The sequence below is a fragment of the Micromonospora sp. CNZ299 genome, from assembly GCF_002754415.1.
In genome coordinates this window covers 5,750,111-5,766,600 of sequence record NZ_PEFG01000001.1, presented here as the reverse complement: position 1 = coordinate 5,766,600, position 16,490 = coordinate 5,750,111, and the positions used below count along the sequence as shown (strand labels likewise).

Below are 16,490 nucleotides of genomic sequence, written 5' to 3'. Positions count from 1 at the left end.
CGGACGCACCACGACGCACCGGCCCCGCCGGGTGTCGACTGCGGGGGAGGCGACGGCCGGGACATGGGTGACACCCGACGGGCCGCGCAGGACGCGTTCGCTCGGTTCGTACGCGGTGCTGTCGACGCCGCCAGCGACGAGCGTGGCTGGTCCATCACGGAAGTGGCGGCTCGTAGCGGCGTCGGTCGCTCCACCGTCTTCCGATGGCTGTCCGGTGACTGGCAGCACCATCCGGAGCTTCCCAAGGTGCGGGCGTTCTGCGCGGCCCTGGACCTCCCGCTCGGCGCCGCCCTGCGCGCTCTCACCCCGCTGTCGTACGACACACCGGCGCCGGAGGTGCCGGCGGCGGAGGCGCTCTTCGTGGCCGTCCGGGACCGACTGGTCGATCCCCGCACCACCGCCGCCGAACGAGAGCACATTCTGGCCGCCTTACGCCGCCTCGGGCACCGAAGGTCGTCCCGGGCCAGCTGACAGGCATCGAGAGGACCCGGTGACGGTGATGTCCGACCTGTTCGACTACGACGCTGAACTGCGCCTGCACAACGAACTCTTTCGCGCCGCTGCCCGTGTCGGCTCTCACGACCGTGTGCTCGACATCGGCTGTGGCACCGGCCAGTCCACCCGCGACGCCGCCCGCGCGGCGGTGAACGGAAGCGCGACAGGCGTCGACATCTCCGGGTCGATGCTCGAACGGGCCCGTCAGCTCAGCGACGACGAGGGCTTGTCGAACGTCACCTTCCAACAGGCGGACGCCCAGGAGCACCGCTTCCCACCGACGCATTTCGACCTCTGCATCAGCAGGTTCGGAACGATGTTCTTCGCCGACCCGGCCGCCGCGTTCACCAACATCGGCAGCGCGCTGCGCCCCGGCGCGCGCCTGGTGCTGCTGGTGTGGCAGGACCGCGACCGCAACGAATGGGCCACCGCGATCCGCCGGACCTTCACCGACGAGCCAGCCACGCGCGGCGGTCCGAACCCGTTCTCCCTCGCCGACCAGACCGTCACCAAAGACCTCCTGGTGGCGGCCGGCTTCGCGGACGTCGACTTCACCGACGTGCACGTACCCGTCTACTACGGTCCGGACAGCGCCACCGCCTTCGATGCGGTGTTCCGTCTGTGGGAATTCAAGGATCTGCTCGCCAACCTGGACGCCACGGCCGCCGAGCGGGCCCGTACGCGGCTGCGCACCACCCTCGACGCCCATCACACCGACGGCGGCGTGTACTTCGACTCGCGCGCCTGGATCGTCACGGCTCGTCGCTGACCGGCATCGCCGGAAGTCCGTCCGTCGCGGGGTGCGTGCGCACCACGGCGGGGCGATCTCCGCCCCGCCGTGGTTCTGTCACAGCGCTGTGGTGGTCAGTGGCCCTCGGGCGGCGCGGTCAGCTCGGCGTGCCGCACCGTGTAGTTGCCGCGAGTCACAGTGGCGAACGCCGCCGGCGCGAGGCAGGTGCCGACCCGGGCCGGACCCCACTGGCCTGCCTCGTTCTGGTCGGCGCTGGCCGACCAGGTGAAGCCGACCCGGTCGCGGCCACGGCCGCCGTCCTGCACGCTGAAACCGACCCGCTGGCCGAGGAAGTCGCTCGCCTTCTCGTCAGCGCGGATGACCACGCCGGTCACCGTCGCATGACCCGGGCTGGTGATCATGCAGTCGACCGCCGCCTCGAAGCGGACGGTGATGTTCTCCGTGGCCAGCCAGTGCGCGACCCGCACCGTGCCCGTGGCGTCTGCGGGAGAACCCTTCTCCCCGCCCGGCAGCGGGATCGGGCGGCTGTAGGGCACCGACCGGGCGTCGAAGGCGAACGATCGCACGTCGCTGTCCTGCCCGTACGGCAGCACGAACTCCGCCGATCCGGTCACCTGGGCCGGCCTGTGGCTCGCGGCCCCGGCCGGCGTCGCCGCCACAACCAGCATGGCCGCTGCCGCGATGCCCCATCCGAGTGTCTTGCGCATGGTCGTCCTCCCGATCCGGCCGGGGTGCCGCGGCTCTGTGTTACCTCCACGGTCGGCCATCTGGGAACGGAAGCGATCCCCTGCGAGGGGGTAGCTGCTCCCTCGCCCATGGGAATCCGGCGAATGTCACGTTGGCAATCGTTCGGTATCAACTCGACGAGCCGCCCGGCGTGGTACCAATACCCAGATAGGCGAAGCCGGCAGAAACGGGCGGCCCATGCCGACAAGGGCAGCAGAGCTGCTGCGTAAGCCGGGGCAACCGCAGCGACCGAGTCTTCTGGAACTCTTCTTCGACCTGGTGTTCATCTTTGCCCTCAACCGGGTCTCCCACCGACTGGTCGAGGACCTCACCGAGCGGCGAGTGGTCCTTGTCGAAGCCGGGGAGACGCTGCTGTTGCTGCTGGCTTTCCTGGTGCTCTGGTTGGTCACGGCATGGGTCACCGATCTCTACGATCCGCAGCGGCCGCAGCTTCAGTTGTTGGTCTACACGGCCATGCTCGGCGCACTGATAATGGCGGTCGCGGTGCCGCAGGCGTTCGGCGACCGGAGCCTGGCCTTCGCTGGCGCGTACGTTGCCGTCCACATCGTTCGTGGGCTGGTCATCGTGCCGGCGCTGCGCGGCCACGAGGCCCAGCGTCGAGCGGCTGGGGTGTTCCTCTGGTTCGCGATCTCCGCCGTGCCGTGGCTCGCTGGCGCCATCGTGTCGGGTTCGGCGCGTGGGTTGTTGTGGACGCTGGCGCTGGCCATCGACTGCGCCGCACTGCTGCTGTTCTATCCCGCGCCATGGACCCGCCCCGCCCAACGACAGTGGCCCGTCCTGGCCGAATATCTTTCCGAGCGCTACCGACAGTTCTTCATCATCGCCCTCGGTGAGTTGATTCTGACGACAGGATCGGCCTACAGCGACACATCCTTTCGGCAGGGCGGGGCCGCGGTGGCCTTCGCGGTCTCATTCATCACGACGGTGCTGCTGTTTCGGGTCTACCTTTTCAAGGCGGGCCAGTTGTTACCCGAGGCGATCAGAGTCTCCGTCGGGCCCGCCCGCCTCGTCCGGGAGGCGTTCCTCGCCCACGTACTCATGGTGGCTGGCATCGTCGCCGTCGCCGTCGGGTACGAAATCGTGATCGATCACCCGTTCGGACACACCGAAACGGCGTGGATCTTCGTCATCCTCGGCGGACCGATACTGTTCCTGAGCGGGCGATCCCTCGCCGAACACGCCGTGTTCGACCGGGTATCCCGCTCCCGGATAGTCGGCGCGCTGGTGCTCCTCGGCGCCGCGCCGGCCATGGTGCTCCTGCCGCCACTGGCCGCGGCCGTCACCGCCGTCGTCGTCCTCGGCGGCATTGCCATTTCCGACACGATGCGCGCCAGGAAAAACCCTCCCGAACGGCCGCACCCACACCGTTTCGAACGCTGATCACGCTGGCCCTCAGGTAACCGCGAGGCGATGGATACACTGAATCTGACATCCATGTCAGGTGCGCTGTGGGGGTAGCGATGACGGCCAGCATCCGGATCGGCGAACTCGCCGCCCGTGCCGGGGTGAGCGTGCGATCGCTGCGCTACTACGAGGAGCAGGGGTTGCTCACCAGCCTTCGCAGCCCCAGAGGCCACCGCCGCTACAGCGAGAGTCAGGTCGAGCGCGTCGTCCTCATCCAGCGTCTGTTCGCCGCCGGGCTGAGCAGCCGGACGATCGTCGACCTGCTGCCGTGTGTCGACTCGCCGAGTGAGGACACCTCCGAGGCTGCAGTGGATCGCATGCGCCACGAGCGCGACCGGCTCGATCGGCACATCGAGGACCTGGTCCACACCCGCGGGGTGCTCGACGAGCTGATCGCTGCCAACCGCGCCCACCGCGCGGTGCTCGCCCGCACCTGACCCGGGCCGCCCGCCCGCGGACCGTCAGGCCGCGGAGAGCTGGGAGTAGAAGTCGCGTGGGTCGCGAGCCAGCGCGGCCTTGATGTCGGCGCTCCACGTGTCGACGAGGACCTCCAGGGCGTCTGACGCCAGGCCGTCGAGGGTGGCCCGAGCGACGTCCGCCGGGTCGATCTTCGCGCCGTCGTAGCTCGCGCTGAAGTCGGTGTCCACCGCGCCCACGTGGACGCCGGTGACGTGCGTGCCCTGTGCCGCGAGTTCCAGGCGGATGCTGTTGGTCAGCGACCAGGCCGCCGCCTTCGCGGCCGCGTACGCCCCCTCCCCGGGCCAGGAGAACCAGGACAGCGCCGAGAGGACGTTGACGATCGCGCCGCCGCCGTTGCGGGCCAGCACCGGGGCAAACGCTCGCACCACGGAGAGGGTGCCGAAATAGTTGACCTCCATGTCGCGACGGACGGCGTCGAGGTCGCCGGCCACCAGGTCGACATGGGAGTCGACGCCGGCGTTGTTGATCAGCACCGTCACATCAGCCGCGACCTCGGCCGCCGCGCGGACGGCGGCGGGGTCGGTGAGTTCAAGAGACAGCGGTACGGCACCCGGCAGGTCCACGGACTGACCGTTGCGGGACGTCGCGTAGACCTTCGCCGCGCCCCGGTCGAGGAGCTGCGCGACGTACTCCCGTCCGATGCCGCGGTTCGAGCCGGTCACGAGAGCGATGGAACCCTGGATCTGCACGATGAACTCCTTCGGTGGCGGGGCGACGCCAGGTGCGCCGCCACCGAAACGCTAGAACCTGTCATTGGTGTCAGATTCAAGGTCTTGGTCGGTGACCTCGGTCACCCTCGGCCCGGCCCGAATGTTCACGACAACATTTGGCGGCCGGGTTGTGCCGGGGAGCGCCTTGGGGCGAGGGACGTTCGGAAACTTTCGCGAAAGCTCGTCGTCGCAGCTTGACGGACGCAGTGCTCATCTACCAGAGTCGATGTGGGCGTAGGTGGCGTGCCGTCGGGAGCTCGGGCGCCAGCAGTGCATCGACATGACTCAGCCGCGGGCACGGCGGGCGGCGCTTGTTAACGCTAACGATGCTCTGCACCGCTGACCTGGCTGCGGTGGCGGCGTGGCCCGACGGCGACGGATCAGTGTCCCCCCGATCCAGGAGAATGATCGATGAGAAGACCCAGAGTGATCAGAACCGCGTTGATGTCGGCCAGCGCCATGCTGCTGGCATCGACAGCTGTCGCCTTGGCGGTGCCGGCAGGGGCAGCAGCCGCCGGCTGTTCGGTGACCTACGGCGTGTCGTCGCAGTGGCAGGGTGGCTTCGGGGCCAACGTCACGATCACCAACGTCGGTGACGCGGTGTCGAGTTGGGCGCTGACCTGGTCCTACGACGCCGGACAGACCGTCACGCAGGCGTGGAACACGACGTTGACCCAGAGCGGCGCCACAGTCACCGCCAAGAACGTCAGCTACAACGGGGGCATCGCGACCAACGGGACGGTGTCGTTCGGCTTCAACGGCTCGTGGACCGGCAGCAACCCTGATCCGACCAACTTCGCGTTGAACGGGGTGGCCTGCACCGGTGGCACGACGCCCACCACCCCGCCGCCGACGACCCCACCCCCGAACGGGCCGGCGGACATCACGGTGAACAGCGCGACCAGATACCAGACCGTCGACGGGTTCGGGGCCGCCCAGTCCATCTGGGGCAGCGCATGGTCCACGACGGAGACGCAGACACTGGTCGGGATGGGCGCCAACCAGTTGGGTCTGTCCATCGTGCGTACCGGTCTGTCACCGGTGTCCAGCGAGTGGGCGACACACGTGAACTCCCTGAAGACGGCGAAGACCGCCGGGTCCAACGTGAAGATCCTCGCCTCACCGTGGACCGCGCCGGCGGCGTGGAAGACCAACAACAGCCGGGTCAACGGCGGCAAACTGAAGACCGACTACTACGACGACTACGCCAACCACCTGAACAGCTACGTCCAGTACATGCGCGGCCAGGGCGTGCCGATCGACGTCACCTCGGTGCAGAACGAACCGGACTGGCACCCGGACTACGACTCGATGGACTGGAGCGGCACGGAGCTGCGCACCTTCGTCCGCGACCAGGGCACAAAGGTGCAGAACACCAAACTGATGGTCGCCGAGGCGGTGAACCTGAACTACAGCTACACCGATCCAACCCTCAACGACGCGACCGCCCGCAACAACATCGGTTACGTCGGTGGCCACCTGTACGGCACCGAGGACGCCGGCCGGCTCAAGCCGTACACCCTTGCCGAGCAGCACAACAAGCCGGTGTGGATGACCGAGTGGAACCTGCACGCCGCCGACGGCGGCGGCTCCAACATCTGGGGCAACCCCGGCAACGCGGCGGTCTGGAACGAGACGCTCGACGACATCATGCGCACTGTGCACAAGTCGATGGAGGCCAACTGGAACGCCTACATCTGGTGGTACGGCAAGCGTTACTACTCGTTCATCGGTGACGGCGAAGCCGCGTACGGCACCGTCGCGGGCGCCCCGCTCAAGCGCGGCTACGCGTTCTCGCAGTACGCCAAGTACGTCCGCCCGGGCTACCAGCGCGTCGCCCTGATGAAGAGCTCCAAGGCGTCGCCGCTGGAGGTGACCGCCTACCAGGGTGACGGGAAGATCAGCCTGGTCATCCTCAACCGGTCGAACAACGCGGTCAACAACGCCGTGGTCCAGGCCCCGCAGAACGTCAGCAAGGCCGAGCACTTCCTCACCTCGCAGACCGCCAACGCGGCCAGCCAGCCGACCACCGTGAACGGAGGTCAGGCCACCATCAACGTCGGTCCACGCAGCATCTCCACGCTCGTGTTCACCCTCTGAGGCGTCTTCTCACCGTCGGTGGGGCGTGTGGGTGTGATCGAGCGAACGCATCCGCACGCCCCACCGGAATGACTTTCCGGGCGACCCTGGGCGCTCAGGATCCGAGGTAGCGCAGGATCGCCAGGACCCGGCGGCTGTAACCGGTCACGTGTAGCAACCCGAGCTTGTCGAAGATGGTGTTGACATGCTTCTCGACAGCGCTCTGTGACACGTGGAGGCGCTCGGCGATGGTGGCGTTGGTGTGCCCCTGCGCCATGTGGTGCAAGGCCCGGGTCTCGGGTTGCAGCAGATGGACACGGTGCGCTCAGAGCGCAACCGCATGCACCTCGACGTCGCCGTTCCCCACGACCAGGCTGAGGCACGCATCGCCGCCGCCCTGGCCGCAGGCGGCCACCTCGTCTCCGACGCACATGCGCCGAGGTGGTGGGTCCTGGCCGACGCCGAAGGCAACGAGGCGTGCGTCGCCACCTGGATCGCCCGCGAATAGCACCACATCCGGGAGCGCGACGCCGCCGCACAGGCGATCGTCGACCTGTCTGCCGCTCGTGGGGACAGCGGGCGTCCGTCGGTCGATGGCAGGATCGGTCGATGCGCGTTCTCTTCGACGGCAAGGCTCCGGTCGCCTACGGGCAGATCTACGTGACGAGTCGTGAGCTGCCAGACGACATGGCCGGGGCGTTCGCCGGGCAGGCGAATGGCCTCTGCGGGGGCGGTAAGCCGGGCACGCTGTTCCTGATGACCGGTACGCACTCCGGGCAGGTCCAGTTCACTGTGGAGTTGCACGACGTCGAGCCGCCGGCGGCAGGGGAGGAGTGGGAGGAGGTGGTGGAGGTGTCGTTCGAGCCGAGGGCCGCTGTGGTCGACCTGGTCCCGTGGGGTGACGGTTCGCTCGCCAAGCTGCCGCTGACCTCCGACGGGCCGGACACCAGCCGGTTGCCGGTCTACCGCGTGCGGTACTGCGCCATGGGCATGGATGAGGGGCACGACCCGTTCGGCGGTCACGACCCCGACGAGCTTGCCGAGGACGACTACACCTACATGGATCAGCGGCCGGACCGCTACCTGCTGTGCTTCTGGCCGGAGGACGCAACGGGCGGCGACCCGGGTGACGGCGTGACGCGCGCCGACGCGATCCTGCGCCAGACCAGCGGCGGCGCCGCCTACTGGCACGCCTGGGCGCGCGCGTTGCCGCCCCCGCCGACCCTGTCGGAGCAGGTCGAGGCTGAGATGCTCAAGCGGGTGGAGCAGGAACGTCGCGACGAGGAGTACCGCAAGCGGAATGAGTTGCGGCGCTGGGGCGGCCGGCCGCCGAGTGAGCGGCTCCGGCGCGTGCGCGGCAACGTCTATGGCATCGCCCTGCTGGACAGGGCCCTGGTCGACGGGGTGGCCGAGGCCGACGCCGTCGTTCAACGACAGATCGCGATCTGGGCGGCGCGGCAGGCGTTCGCCGTCGCCGGCATCGCGGACCTCGACTGGATGACGCCGGCGTGGACGGCGCTGGATCGGGGTGTGCCACTACCCGCCGAATTCGCCGACATGTCAGCGCTGCGGACGCGCATCGTGGGTGAGCCGGCCGTCACGTTCTCCGTGGTCTCGCTGCGGCCGGCGGGTCAGGGCCTGACTGATCCGCTCCGCGGGTTTCTCGACGCCCCGGTGGACCCGGTCGCGATGGCACTGCCGGCGCTCCTGGCCGCTGGCGAGTCGGATCCGCTGCAGGCTGCGCTGGAGGCGCTGTGGGCGGCGGTCACAACCTACGCCGCTCGGCGGACCGAGTTCCTGGCGGAAGTGCGGCGGGCTTTTCCGATCGTCGACCGATGAGGCAAAGGCTGACCCATCGGATGCCGTTCCTCGGCCAGTACAGGCCGCGAATCTTGTCGCTGACCGTGCACGCCACCGAGACGAAAGCCGTCACGGGTCGCCGCCCGGATCTAGCCGATGAGCGGGTGCCTGTGTGGCGTCTGACACCATGCCCTCGTGCGGCAATATCCGACCGAGTCACTGACCTCCGTGCTGGCGGGCACCGGCGTGGCGCTCGTGGGCCTGTTCTCGGCAAAGGATAAAGACTTCGGCGCAAAGCTTGATGTGCTGGCGGCTTCGGTGGAGGTCCATGGCGGGCGGGTAGTGGGCCGACACATTCAGCGGCGGGGTGTCTCGCACGGCGGCGCGGCCAAGATGGCGTTGCCGTTGTCGCGGCGGACACTGCTTAGCCCGGGCAAAGCGCGCGAAGTCGCGCAAGCGTGCCGGGCCGCAGAGGTCGGTGTTGCCGTGTTCGTAAACCCGCTCACGGAACACCAACGAGCGGTCCTCGGCGACATGTTCGGGTGCTTCGTGATCAGCGGCGAGGACCTCTTCGCCCCCGGTCGATGAGCACCCGCGCACGGCGCCGAGCGGGGCGCGCTGGCGTGCCGCGACCGTCAATGTGCATGCTGTTGCTCGGCCACCTCTTCGGCGACGACGTCCGGGCTGGCGTCAAGGCCGGCGGCGATCTGAGCCGGCAGCGGGTAGACACGTTCGACGGGCAGGTGAGCCGTCGCAGCCTGTTCGTCGCCGCTACGCAGGAGATCCCTCACGCGGTGAACGGTGGGGGTGATGTCCGTGACGGTCACGATCCAGTCGTCAACGTATCGACCGACTGCCTCGCCGGACAACCCGACCTGCAGCGACCGGTACGGCAGTACCTTCAAATGCAGTGATCGTTCCGGATCCCACTGCGCTCGTACGGGACTGGCCTTCAGCTGCCGGGTCCAGGTCGCCTTGTCGCCGTGCAGGTCTCGGTCGTAGTGGCTCAGGCTGGCTCGTGCCAGCGCCCACTCAAATCCCTCCCGCGCAATGTCGATGGACAGCACGCGCTCTTGCCCTGGCTTGATGGCCCAGCCGCAGCGGTACATCATCCACAGGAACGACGGCTTGATCCACGTCATTCGGTCCCGCTTGAAGGGGGCCACGAAACGGCCGGCTGCCACCGCCGCCAGCGCGATCTGCGGGGGATACGCCTGGTACACGGTGATGGTGTCGGCTGAGTAGCGGGCGCGGATCTGACGGGCGGGAACGGACACGGCTTGATCGTCACCGATCGGGACTCGACTGCGCCATCGAGATTCCGTACCCAGCCCAGCACCAGGCCGAAATGAACCTGCGGCTGCAACCGCATCCGCCGCGAACCGAGCGCTGTGCATTGTCGTCGCCGGGTTCGTTGGTGCGTGGTCGCAGTGTCACGCCCCGGCCGGGACTGTCAGAATCGTGTTCAAGGAGTCGGTTCGTGGAGGCGAGGAGAGGCATGAGCGACTGGAACGACAAGATCATCGCTGAGTTTCGCGGCAACGATGGGCAGGTCGGCGGTCAGTTCGCTGGCGCGCCGCTGCTGCTGTTGCACACGGTCGGCGCCAAGAGCGGCCAGCCTCGCGTGAACCCGATGATGTACCAGAAGGTGGACGGCGGCTACGCCGTGTTCGCGTCCAAGGGCGGTGCGCCCACCAATCCCGACTGGTACTACAACCTGCTCGCTCACCCGCAGGCCCAAGCGGAGATCGGTACGGACAAGGTCGAGTTGGTCGCCAGAGTTGCCGCCGGCGACGAGCGGGAACGGATTTGGAGCGCGCAGAAGGCCGCCTATCCAGGCTTCGCCGACTATGAGCGGAAGACCACCCGCCAGATCCCGGTCGTCGTACTGGAACCTGCGCCGTAGGCAGAGACGGTGCAACCCCATTGCCAGGCGGTTGGGGGCGCGCCGCTGATCCGGCGCGTATTCGCTCATGGCTCCGAGATGAGTGCGTCCCGCTCCACGCGTCGCCGACCCAGGGTGAATATTTCACTCTGGGGATTCGCCGGACCGTAGTCCGTCGACGAGGAGCGCGACCATGCGCCGGCCGTAGTCGGGTTCCTCGTTCGGCATGGGCGCGCAGAGTTTCGCAACGGCGTACAGCAGGTCCTGGGCACTGATCCGGGCCTGGACCTCGCCGTTGGCTGTCGCGGCTTCGAGCAAGGACTCGAGGGCCGGTCCTAGCTTCTGCATGAGATATCCGGGCAGGCCGTCGAACGCCGGATCGCCGGAGTGCAGGGCCGCGGCAAACCCGCGTTTGGTCGCGACGAACGCGGTGAACCGGTCGAGCCACTTCGCGAGGGCGACCCCCGGCTCGTGTGCCGCGGCCAGCGCCGGGGCCGCGTCGGCGCAGGCGTCGATCTCGCGCTCGATGACGGCCTTGATCAGGTCCGAGCGCTGCGGGAAGTGCCGGTAGAGAGTGCCGACACCGACGCCGGCCAGATCGGTGATCTCTTTGGCGGGGGCGTCGACGCCGGCGGTGCTGAAGACCGTCTTCGCCGCATCGAGCAGGGACTCGATGTTGCGGCGCGCGTCGGTGCGCATCCGGCGACCTGCGCCGTGCCCGCTTCTCCAAGCACCTCACCGACGAGCGTCGGATCGACGTCGTCGAACAACTCATCCCGCTCGCCGACGAGGCAGGCATGCCGTTGACCCACCTCGCCATGGCATTCGCCATCGCACACCCAGGCGTGACCAGCGCAATCCTCGGCCCGCGCACGATGGAGCACCTCGACAACCTGCTCGCGGGCGTCGACGTCACGTTCACCGACGAGATCCTCGACCAGATCGACGAGATCGTCGCGCCCGGCACCGATGTCACCCGGCTCGACCAGGCCTATCTGCCCCCGGCCCTGCTGAACCCGAACCTGCGCCGCCGGCCGGTCAGCGAGCGTGGCGCCGCCTGATCACCAAGACACAATTACTGCAGGACAACATCAGGCGTACGGATCTGCCGCGATCCGCGTGTCCCAGAATGCGGGGCGGGCGACGCGCAGCACCGGACCGGGATTGTCGATCAACGTTCGCCCGAGCTCATTTCGTGGCGGGTCCGTGGTGCTGGCCGTGCTCGGCCAGTTCCTTCAGGTTCAGCAACTGTCGTCGAGCCATGACCAGGTCGCCGATGGACAGGCCGGGTGCGGCCCAGCGGGTCGTCCGCATGACGACTTTGAGCAGCAAGCGCGTCGTGTCGTGCCCCTGAGGCACAAGGACGTAGGACATGAAGGCGCCCATGATGGTGCTCGTCAGCTGTTTGCCGGGGTCGACCGAGACGATCCTGCCCAACTTTCGTCCGCTGGCGGTGGTGAACGCTTCTCCGACCTGAGGCTCGGGTAGGCCCTGCAACTGTCGAGGTGAGCGCCGGCCGCGGTTGTCGATCCAGTCGTACGAGTAGGGCGCAAGCCTCAGTTGGGCTACCCACGGCCACACTGCTGCGGCGGGCACTGCGATCGACACTCCGCGCCAGGCTTGTAGGGCGGGTGCGACGACGAGATCGTCACAGGGATAGGTACGCAGCGTCTCGCTGTCGGTCACGCCCCACCGGTCACCGATCATTCACCTATGGTCCGTCATAGCCGCGCGCCTGAGCTTGACCTGAACAAGGCCCATCTGGCGGACTGCTGAGGTGAATTCCGCTGATCTCTCCGCACGCCTGGGCTGTGTCGGACGAACCTGGACTCCGCAGCAGCGGCTGTATGTCGGCAATGTCGCCTGGGCCTCCGTCCACGGTGACGGCAGCACGGCCCCCGACCTCTCCCTTGAATGGGGTGACCCGCTTCGGGGGTTCGCCGACATCTGGCTGCCGGAGTCGGCCGCAGAACAGGCGACAGTTGCGTTGCACCTCGCGCCGGGGATGCCCACTCGTCAACTCGCGAACGCCATCAACGACGTCTTGGAGGTAGCACCCCGCGTCACTGTCAGTCGTGCAACGCCGTTCCCGTCCGAGCCGGCGTGATCTCTCGCGCGGTCGCTGGGCTGCCAAGGGTGGAGGCCGACGCTGACCCGACGGCGCGGCTCCGCCACGCGTCCACGGCGAGCAACGCGAAGGCGGCCAGCGTCAGCAGCCCGCCGGCGAGCGCCAGCGGGCGTGGCCCGAGGGTGGGCAGGAGGCCGCCGCCGAGCAGCGATCCGCCGGCGATGCCGGCGTTGAAGGCGGTGCTGACGCCGGCTGACGCCATGTCGGTGCTGCCCGGGGCCAGTTGCAGCATGCGGCTCTGCACGGCGGAGCCGAACGCCGCGTAGGCCAGGCCGACGCCGGCGAGGAGTGCGACCACGCCGGGTCGGAGCGCGCCGAGCGCGTACAGGCCGAACAGGGAGGCCGTGCCGATGCTCAGCGGTGTCAGCAGGGAGGCGGTCGGCCGGCTGTCCAGGGTGCGGGCGGCGGCCAGGGTGCCGATGACGCCGGCTGCGCCGGAGACGAACAGCAGTGGTGCCAGCACCGAGTCGGCGAAGCCGGTGACGTCGAGCAGGAACGGTGTGACGTAGGTCTGCAGGGTCATGAAGCCGCCGATGCCGAGGGCGGTCGCGACCAGCAGGAGGACGAAGCGCCGCCCGTCGGGTGCGGTGCCACGGGCGGCGCCGCCAGCAGCCGGGGGATAGGAGGGAAGGAGGATGAACACCGCGACGGCGATCGCCAGCCCGACTCCGGCCAGCGCCCCGAACGCCGTACGCCAGCCGGCCTGTTGCCCGAGCCAGGTGCCGAGGGGTACGCCGAGCACGGGGGCGAGCGTCGCTCCGGTCGCGAACAGCGCGACCACCCGGCCGCGCACCGCGGCCGGGAAGGGGCCGGTCACGGTCGCCGTGGCGATGGACCAGAACAGCGCCTGGGCGAGCGCCGTCACGACGCGGGAGCCGGCCAGCACCGCGTACGTCGACGCGAGCGCGGCCAGGGCGTTCGCGGCGGCGAACAGGAGCATCGTGACGCCGAGCAGTTGGCGTCGGGGTATCCGCTGGGTCAGCCGGGCCAGCGGCACGGACGCCAGCACGACCACGATGGCGTACCCGCTGACGAGCAGACCCACCTGCGAGCGGGACCGGTCGAGGTCGGGCGCGATGTGGGTCAGCAGCCCAACGGGCAGCAGCTCGGTCGTGATGAACGCGAACGCCGCGAGGGAGAGTGCGACGAGCACGGCCCAGGCCCTTCGCGGTGACACCTGCGGCACCATGATCCACCCACCTTTCCTGGTCACCGTAATCCAGGGCTCCGAAGCCGCTGCACCCGACCGGTGCGGCGGGGCCGACATCCCAGGGTCACGGGGCCCCTCCGAGGTGCGGATTCGTCGTACGATCCTGCCCGGGCAGGGGCGGCTCCGGGGGCGACCGGATCAGGTCGGGTCGGGCTGCGGGTGAAGCGTCGCGGGTCGACCATCCTTTGGCAACGACAATAAGGAGATGGCCATGAGTGACGACGTCACCCAGTACATCAACAAGACGCAGCCGTGGCAGATCGACGTGTGCGAGAAGCTGCGCGCGATGGTCGTCCAGACCATTCCTGATGTCGAGGAGCGACTGCAGTACGGCAAGCCGCACTACCTCAAGAACGGGCACTACGCGGCCGTCATCTCGGTGGCCAAGGACAAGATCTCCTTCATGGTGTTCAACGCGACGGACGTTCCCGAGGTCAAGGGTTTCCTCCGACCCCTGGGCAAGGGTGAACGCAAAGCCGTCGACATCAAGGACGGGCAGACCGTCGACTACGACGCGCTTGCCGGCATCCTCAAAGAGACCACGGCCGCCCTGTAGCTGCGTACACCTCCGCGCGGCCGTGACGGACGCGGTCACCGGCGGTGGCCTGAGGGCTGCCACCGCCGGTGCCGGCGGCGTCAGAGCCGCGAGGTGAAGGTGGCCAGGAACCGGTGCGGGGTGACCACGCCAGCGTTGTCGAAGCAGATCACGTCGACGTCGGCGTTGGTGGTGTACGTCCAGGGTTGGGTGAGGTGGCAGTAGTTGCTACCCGCACCCTGCGCGACCACCTGGGCGTGGGTCTCCTTGATGCCGATCTGCGGGAAGGTCGCCAGGTAGCGGCCGGCGGGGGCCAGCGGTGCCACCGTGTTCGCTCCGACACCAACCACCGAGTTGTCGTTGGTGGGCCCACCCACGGCGGTACCCAGGTAACCGAAGTACGACGGCGGGCCGAGGGAGCCGATCACCGGCCGGCGGCGGTGGTACGAGAGGGCGAAGTCGGTGTTGGTGAGCGCACCGGCCTGGTTATAGCAGAAGACGTACACCTGCACGTCGGTGCCGACCGCGTTCCAGGAGTAGACCTTGCACCGGCGAGGGCCGGCGTTCGGCTGCACCGCGGTGACCTGCACGTTGCCGGCGAGCAGCCCGGCCAGACCCACCCCGGGCAGCCGCACCAGATACTGGCCGACGCCCAGCGGGCCGACGGTGTTCGCCACGCCGGTGGAGTTGTACGACTGCACCACCACGCCGCCGCCCCACTGCGCGTACGCGTGGGAGGTGCCGGCCGGCAGCACGCCGGAGCTGGTCGTCCAGAGCACTGTGAACGGGGTGTCCTCGCGCGTGCCGCCGGGCTTGTGGCACTGCACGTCGACGATCTCGTCGGCGCCGGACTGGAACCAGCGGACCACCTCGCAGTAGTGCCCGGTCCGGTTTACCGGGGTCACGTGCGGCACCCCGCGCGAGCTGGCCCCCACCTGCGGGAAACGGACCTGGAACCGGCCGGGCGCGAGCTTGACACCGTCGGCCCACGCGGCGGGGAACGCGGTCTTCCAGCTACCCCACTGCCGGCTGGTGTCCAGCACGGTCCAGACCGGCACTGTGGGGTCCTTGACGTACGCGAAACCCCAGCGGTCGGCGGTGGCCGCCGCTGCCGGGGTCACTGGCGCGAGCGCGCTGGCCGCCAGTATGGCGGCCAGCGCGGCGGTGACGAACGATCGGAGACGCATGTGTTCCTCCAGTCGACGGGAACATGTCGATGAGGAGTGTGCGCGCAGTGATGCATTGGTCACAGTCGGCTACCTCGCGCTCCGGTGTCGGGTCTCCGCCACCGGGCGGGCCGCGCGACGGCGAGTCGACGGTCAGATGGTGAAGCCGCCGTCGACGTTGACCGTCGCCCCGGTGATGTAACGGCCGTCCGGGCTGGCGAGGAATGCCACAGCGGCAGCCACGTCACTTGGCTCGGCATAGTGGCCGAGGGCGGTGAACCCCCTGATCGTGTCGGCGTTGGGGCCGTCCGCCGGGTTCAGTTCGGTGTCGGTGGCCCCCGGATTCACCAGGTTCACGGTGATCGCCCGGTCGCCGAGTTCGCGTCCGAGCGCCTTGGTCAGACCGATCAGTGCGGTCTTGCTCATCGCGTACAGCGAGAAGCCCGGGAAGACGGCCCGTTCGGCCACGTTGCTGCCGATGTTGATGATCCGCCCGCCGGCCGGCATGTGGCGTACCGCAGCCTGTGCGGCGACGAACGGTGCCCGGACATTGACCGCGACGGTCTGTTCGAACTGCTCCAGGGTCAACTGCTCCAGCGGTCCGAGCAGGAACGCGCCGGCGTTGTTGACCAGGATGTCCAACCGACCCAGCTCGCCGGCGACCCGGTCGACTGCGGCTACCACCGCCGCCGTGTCGGAGCTGTCCGCCCGGATGGCGACGGCCCGCCGTCCCGCGGCCTTGATCTGGTCCACCACCTCGTCCGCGCGATGCTGATTCTGCTGGTACGTCAGCGCCACATCGGCACCCTCCCTGGCCAGGCGCATCGCCACCGCGGCACCAATGCCACGTCCACCGCCGGTCACCAGAGCTACCTTGCCGTCAAGTGCGTTGTTCATGAGAGCAAGCCTGCTGGACAGAGGATCGACCGTCTGGCGGTGATCGGACGTCGCGTTCGTGGCAGGCACGGCCACCGTGGACGCGGTCGCGCCATCCACGGTGTTGATCGCCTCAAGGAATGCTCAAATTCGATCGAGGCGATCCACTGCGGCCGCAAACGCACATACGCTCACCGGACCCAGCCGGCTCCCGTCCTCCCGTC

General features: G+C 68.6%; 19 protein-coding genes and 1 pseudogene. 11 read left to right on the top strand and 9 right to left on the bottom strand.

All coding sequences use genetic code 11. The features are described from left to right. Positions 1 to 63 precede the first annotated feature (63 nt). Positions 64 to 471 carry a helix-turn-helix domain-containing protein gene (locus CLT68_RS26320; RefSeq protein WP_099854951.1) on the top strand — a complete coding sequence of 136 codons (408 nt, stop codon included), beginning with the start codon at positions 64 to 66 and terminating at the stop codon, positions 469 to 471. Positions 472 to 499: 28 nt separating this feature from the next. After that, the gene (locus tag CLT68_RS26315) at positions 500 to 1,264 is read left to right on the top strand and encodes a class I SAM-dependent methyltransferase (protein ID WP_199177152.1); all 765 of its coding nucleotides are present in this window, start codon (positions 500 to 502) and stop codon (positions 1,262 to 1,264) included. A 95-nt stretch (positions 1,265 to 1,359) separates the two neighbouring features. Here CLT68_RS26315 and CLT68_RS26310 read toward each other — a convergent pair whose 3' ends face one another. Continuing rightward, positions 1,360 to 1,953, bottom strand: a complete 594-nt coding sequence (locus CLT68_RS26310; protein ID WP_088948936.1) for a hypothetical protein — start codon at positions 1,951 to 1,953, stop codon at positions 1,360 to 1,362. A gap of 217 nt (positions 1,954 to 2,170) precedes the next feature. On the opposite strand from CLT68_RS26310, the gene CLT68_RS26305 reads away from it, so the two are divergent. Beyond that, entirely contained in the window at positions 2,171 to 3,373 is a 1,203-nt protein-coding gene (locus CLT68_RS26305; protein WP_099854946.1) for a low temperature requirement protein A, read from the top strand. Between the two features lie 92 nt (positions 3,374 to 3,465). Further along, positions 3,466 to 3,834: a MerR family transcriptional regulator gene (locus CLT68_RS26300; RefSeq protein ID WP_099857661.1), complete on the top strand. Its 369-nt coding sequence runs from the start codon at positions 3,466 to 3,468 to the stop codon at positions 3,832 to 3,834. A gap of 24 nt (positions 3,835 to 3,858) precedes the next feature. On the opposite strand, the gene CLT68_RS26295 is transcribed toward CLT68_RS26300, so the two are convergent. Next, positions 3,859 to 4,566 carry an SDR family oxidoreductase gene (locus tag CLT68_RS26295; protein ID WP_099854944.1) on the bottom strand — a complete coding sequence of 236 codons (708 nt, stop codon included), beginning with the start codon at positions 4,564 to 4,566 and terminating at the stop codon, positions 3,859 to 3,861. A 432-nt stretch (positions 4,567 to 4,998) separates the two neighbouring features. Between CLT68_RS26295 and CLT68_RS26290 the strand changes: the two genes are divergently transcribed. Next, the gene (locus tag CLT68_RS26290; protein ID WP_099854941.1) at positions 4,999 to 6,687 is read left to right on the top strand and encodes a cellulose binding domain-containing protein; all 1,689 of its coding nucleotides are present in this window, start codon (positions 4,999 to 5,001) and stop codon (positions 6,685 to 6,687) included. 94 nt (positions 6,688 to 6,781) lie between these two features. Here the strand turns inward: CLT68_RS26290 and CLT68_RS26285 are convergent, their stop codons facing one another. Then, positions 6,782 to 6,943 (bottom strand): LuxR C-terminal-related transcriptional regulator, encoded by a 162-nt coding sequence (locus CLT68_RS26285; RefSeq protein WP_433549909.1) that lies wholly within the window; start codon positions 6,941 to 6,943, stop codon positions 6,782 to 6,784. Positions 6,944 to 6,961: 18 nt separating this feature from the next. Between CLT68_RS26285 and CLT68_RS26280 the strand changes: the two are divergent. From CLT68_RS26280 to CLT68_RS26270, 3 genes and pseudogenes are all read left to right on the top strand, one after another. Next, positions 6,962 to 7,174 (top strand): annotated as a pseudogene (locus CLT68_RS26280) (VOC family protein); the annotation flags it as partial. Between the two features lie 101 nt (positions 7,175 to 7,275). Then, positions 7,276 to 8,505 carry a hypothetical protein gene (locus CLT68_RS26275; protein ID WP_099854939.1) on the top strand — a complete coding sequence of 410 codons (1,230 nt, stop codon included), beginning with the start codon at positions 7,276 to 7,278 and terminating at the stop codon, positions 8,503 to 8,505. A 156-nt stretch (positions 8,506 to 8,661) separates the two neighbouring features. Next, entirely contained in the window at positions 8,662 to 9,054 is a 393-nt protein-coding gene (locus CLT68_RS26270) for a hypothetical protein (protein ID WP_199177151.1), read from the top strand. A 47-nt stretch (positions 9,055 to 9,101) separates the two neighbouring features. Here CLT68_RS26270 and CLT68_RS26265 read toward each other — a convergent pair whose 3' ends face one another. Further along, positions 9,102 to 9,743 (bottom strand): DUF4291 domain-containing protein, encoded by a 642-nt coding sequence (locus CLT68_RS26265; protein WP_099854937.1) that lies wholly within the window; start codon positions 9,741 to 9,743, stop codon positions 9,102 to 9,104. 221 nt (positions 9,744 to 9,964) lie between these two features. On the opposite strand from CLT68_RS26265, the gene CLT68_RS26260 reads away from it, so the two are divergent. Next, positions 9,965 to 10,372: a nitroreductase family deazaflavin-dependent oxidoreductase gene (locus CLT68_RS26260; RefSeq protein WP_099854935.1), complete on the top strand. Its 408-nt coding sequence runs from the start codon at positions 9,965 to 9,967 to the stop codon at positions 10,370 to 10,372. 123 nt (positions 10,373 to 10,495) lie between these two features. On the opposite strand, the gene CLT68_RS26255 is transcribed toward CLT68_RS26260, so the two are convergent. After that, positions 10,496 to 11,050, bottom strand: coding sequence for a TetR/AcrR family transcriptional regulator (locus CLT68_RS26255; RefSeq protein ID WP_099854933.1), 555 nt, complete (start codon positions 11,048 to 11,050; stop codon positions 10,496 to 10,498). 8 nt (positions 11,051 to 11,058) lie between these two features. Here CLT68_RS26255 and CLT68_RS26250 point away from each other — a divergent pair, with 8 nt between their 5' ends. After that, positions 11,059 to 11,412 carry an aldo/keto reductase gene (locus CLT68_RS26250; protein ID WP_486482461.1) on the top strand — a complete coding sequence of 118 codons (354 nt, stop codon included), beginning with the start codon at positions 11,059 to 11,061 and terminating at the stop codon, positions 11,410 to 11,412. A 127-nt stretch (positions 11,413 to 11,539) separates the two neighbouring features. On the opposite strand, the gene CLT68_RS26245 is transcribed toward CLT68_RS26250, so the two are convergent. Beyond that, complete coding sequence (locus tag CLT68_RS26245; RefSeq protein WP_099854931.1) at positions 11,540 to 12,058, bottom strand: polyketide cyclase; 519 nt, start codon at positions 12,056 to 12,058, stop codon at positions 11,540 to 11,542. Between the two features lie 362 nt (positions 12,059 to 12,420). Further along, on the bottom strand, positions 12,421 to 13,656 hold the full coding sequence (locus CLT68_RS26240; protein ID WP_486482329.1) for an MFS transporter: 1,236 nt from the start codon (positions 13,654 to 13,656) through the stop codon (positions 12,421 to 12,423). A gap of 244 nt (positions 13,657 to 13,900) precedes the next feature. Here CLT68_RS26240 and CLT68_RS26235 point away from each other — a divergent pair, with 244 nt between their 5' ends. After that, the gene (locus tag CLT68_RS26235; protein WP_099857657.1) at positions 13,901 to 14,245 is read left to right on the top strand and encodes a DUF1801 domain-containing protein; all 345 of its coding nucleotides are present in this window, start codon (positions 13,901 to 13,903) and stop codon (positions 14,243 to 14,245) included. A gap of 80 nt (positions 14,246 to 14,325) precedes the next feature. Here the strand turns inward: CLT68_RS26235 and CLT68_RS26230 are convergent, their stop codons facing one another. Both CLT68_RS26230 and CLT68_RS26225 read right to left on the bottom strand, forming a co-directional pair. Continuing rightward, complete coding sequence (locus tag CLT68_RS26230) at positions 14,326 to 15,411, bottom strand: hypothetical protein (RefSeq protein ID WP_099854927.1); 1,086 nt, start codon at positions 15,409 to 15,411, stop codon at positions 14,326 to 14,328. Between the two features lie 132 nt (positions 15,412 to 15,543). Continuing rightward, positions 15,544 to 16,287 (bottom strand): SDR family oxidoreductase, encoded by a 744-nt coding sequence (locus tag CLT68_RS26225; RefSeq protein WP_099854925.1) that lies wholly within the window; start codon positions 16,285 to 16,287, stop codon positions 15,544 to 15,546. Positions 16,288 to 16,490: the final 203 nt, after the last annotated feature.

What these genes read in the sequence shown, in the direction of transcription:
- CLT68_RS26320 (WP_099854951.1), top strand. Translation starts at nt 64, where the DNA reads ATGGGTGACACCCGACGGGCCGCGCAGGACGCGTTCGCTCGGTTCGTA.
- CLT68_RS26315 (WP_199177152.1), top strand. Translation starts at nt 500, where the DNA reads ATGTCCGACCTGTTCGACTACGACGCTGAACTGCGCCTGCACAACGAA.
- CLT68_RS26310 (WP_088948936.1), bottom strand. Translation starts at nt 1,953, where the DNA reads ATGCGCAAGACACTCGGATGGGGCATCGCGGCAGCGGCCATGCTGGTT.
- CLT68_RS26305 (WP_099854946.1), top strand. Translation starts at nt 2,171, where the DNA reads ATGCCGACAAGGGCAGCAGAGCTGCTGCGTAAGCCGGGGCAACCGCAG.
- CLT68_RS26290 (WP_099854941.1), top strand. Translation starts at nt 4,999, where the DNA reads ATGAGAAGACCCAGAGTGATCAGAACCGCGTTGATGTCGGCCAGCGCC.
- CLT68_RS26285 (WP_433549909.1), bottom strand. Translation starts at nt 6,943, where the DNA reads ATGGCGCAGGGGCACACCAACGCCACCATCGCCGAGCGCCTCCACGTG.
- CLT68_RS26275 (WP_099854939.1), top strand. Translation starts at nt 7,276, where the DNA reads ATGCGCGTTCTCTTCGACGGCAAGGCTCCGGTCGCCTACGGGCAGATC.
- CLT68_RS26260 (WP_099854935.1), top strand. Translation starts at nt 9,965, where the DNA reads ATGAGCGACTGGAACGACAAGATCATCGCTGAGTTTCGCGGCAACGAT.
- CLT68_RS26255 (WP_099854933.1), bottom strand. Translation starts at nt 11,050, where the DNA reads ATGCGCACCGACGCGCGCCGCAACATCGAGTCCCTGCTCGATGCGGCG.
- CLT68_RS26245 (WP_099854931.1), bottom strand. Translation starts at nt 12,058, where the DNA reads ATGATCGGTGACCGGTGGGGCGTGACCGACAGCGAGACGCTGCGTACC.
- CLT68_RS26235 (WP_099857657.1), top strand. Translation starts at nt 13,901, where the DNA reads ATGAGTGACGACGTCACCCAGTACATCAACAAGACGCAGCCGTGGCAG.
- CLT68_RS26230 (WP_099854927.1), bottom strand. Translation starts at nt 15,411, where the DNA reads ATGCGTCTCCGATCGTTCGTCACCGCCGCGCTGGCCGCCATACTGGCG.
- CLT68_RS26225 (WP_099854925.1), bottom strand. Translation starts at nt 16,287, where the DNA reads ATGAACAACGCACTTGACGGCAAGGTAGCTCTGGTGACCGGCGGTGGA.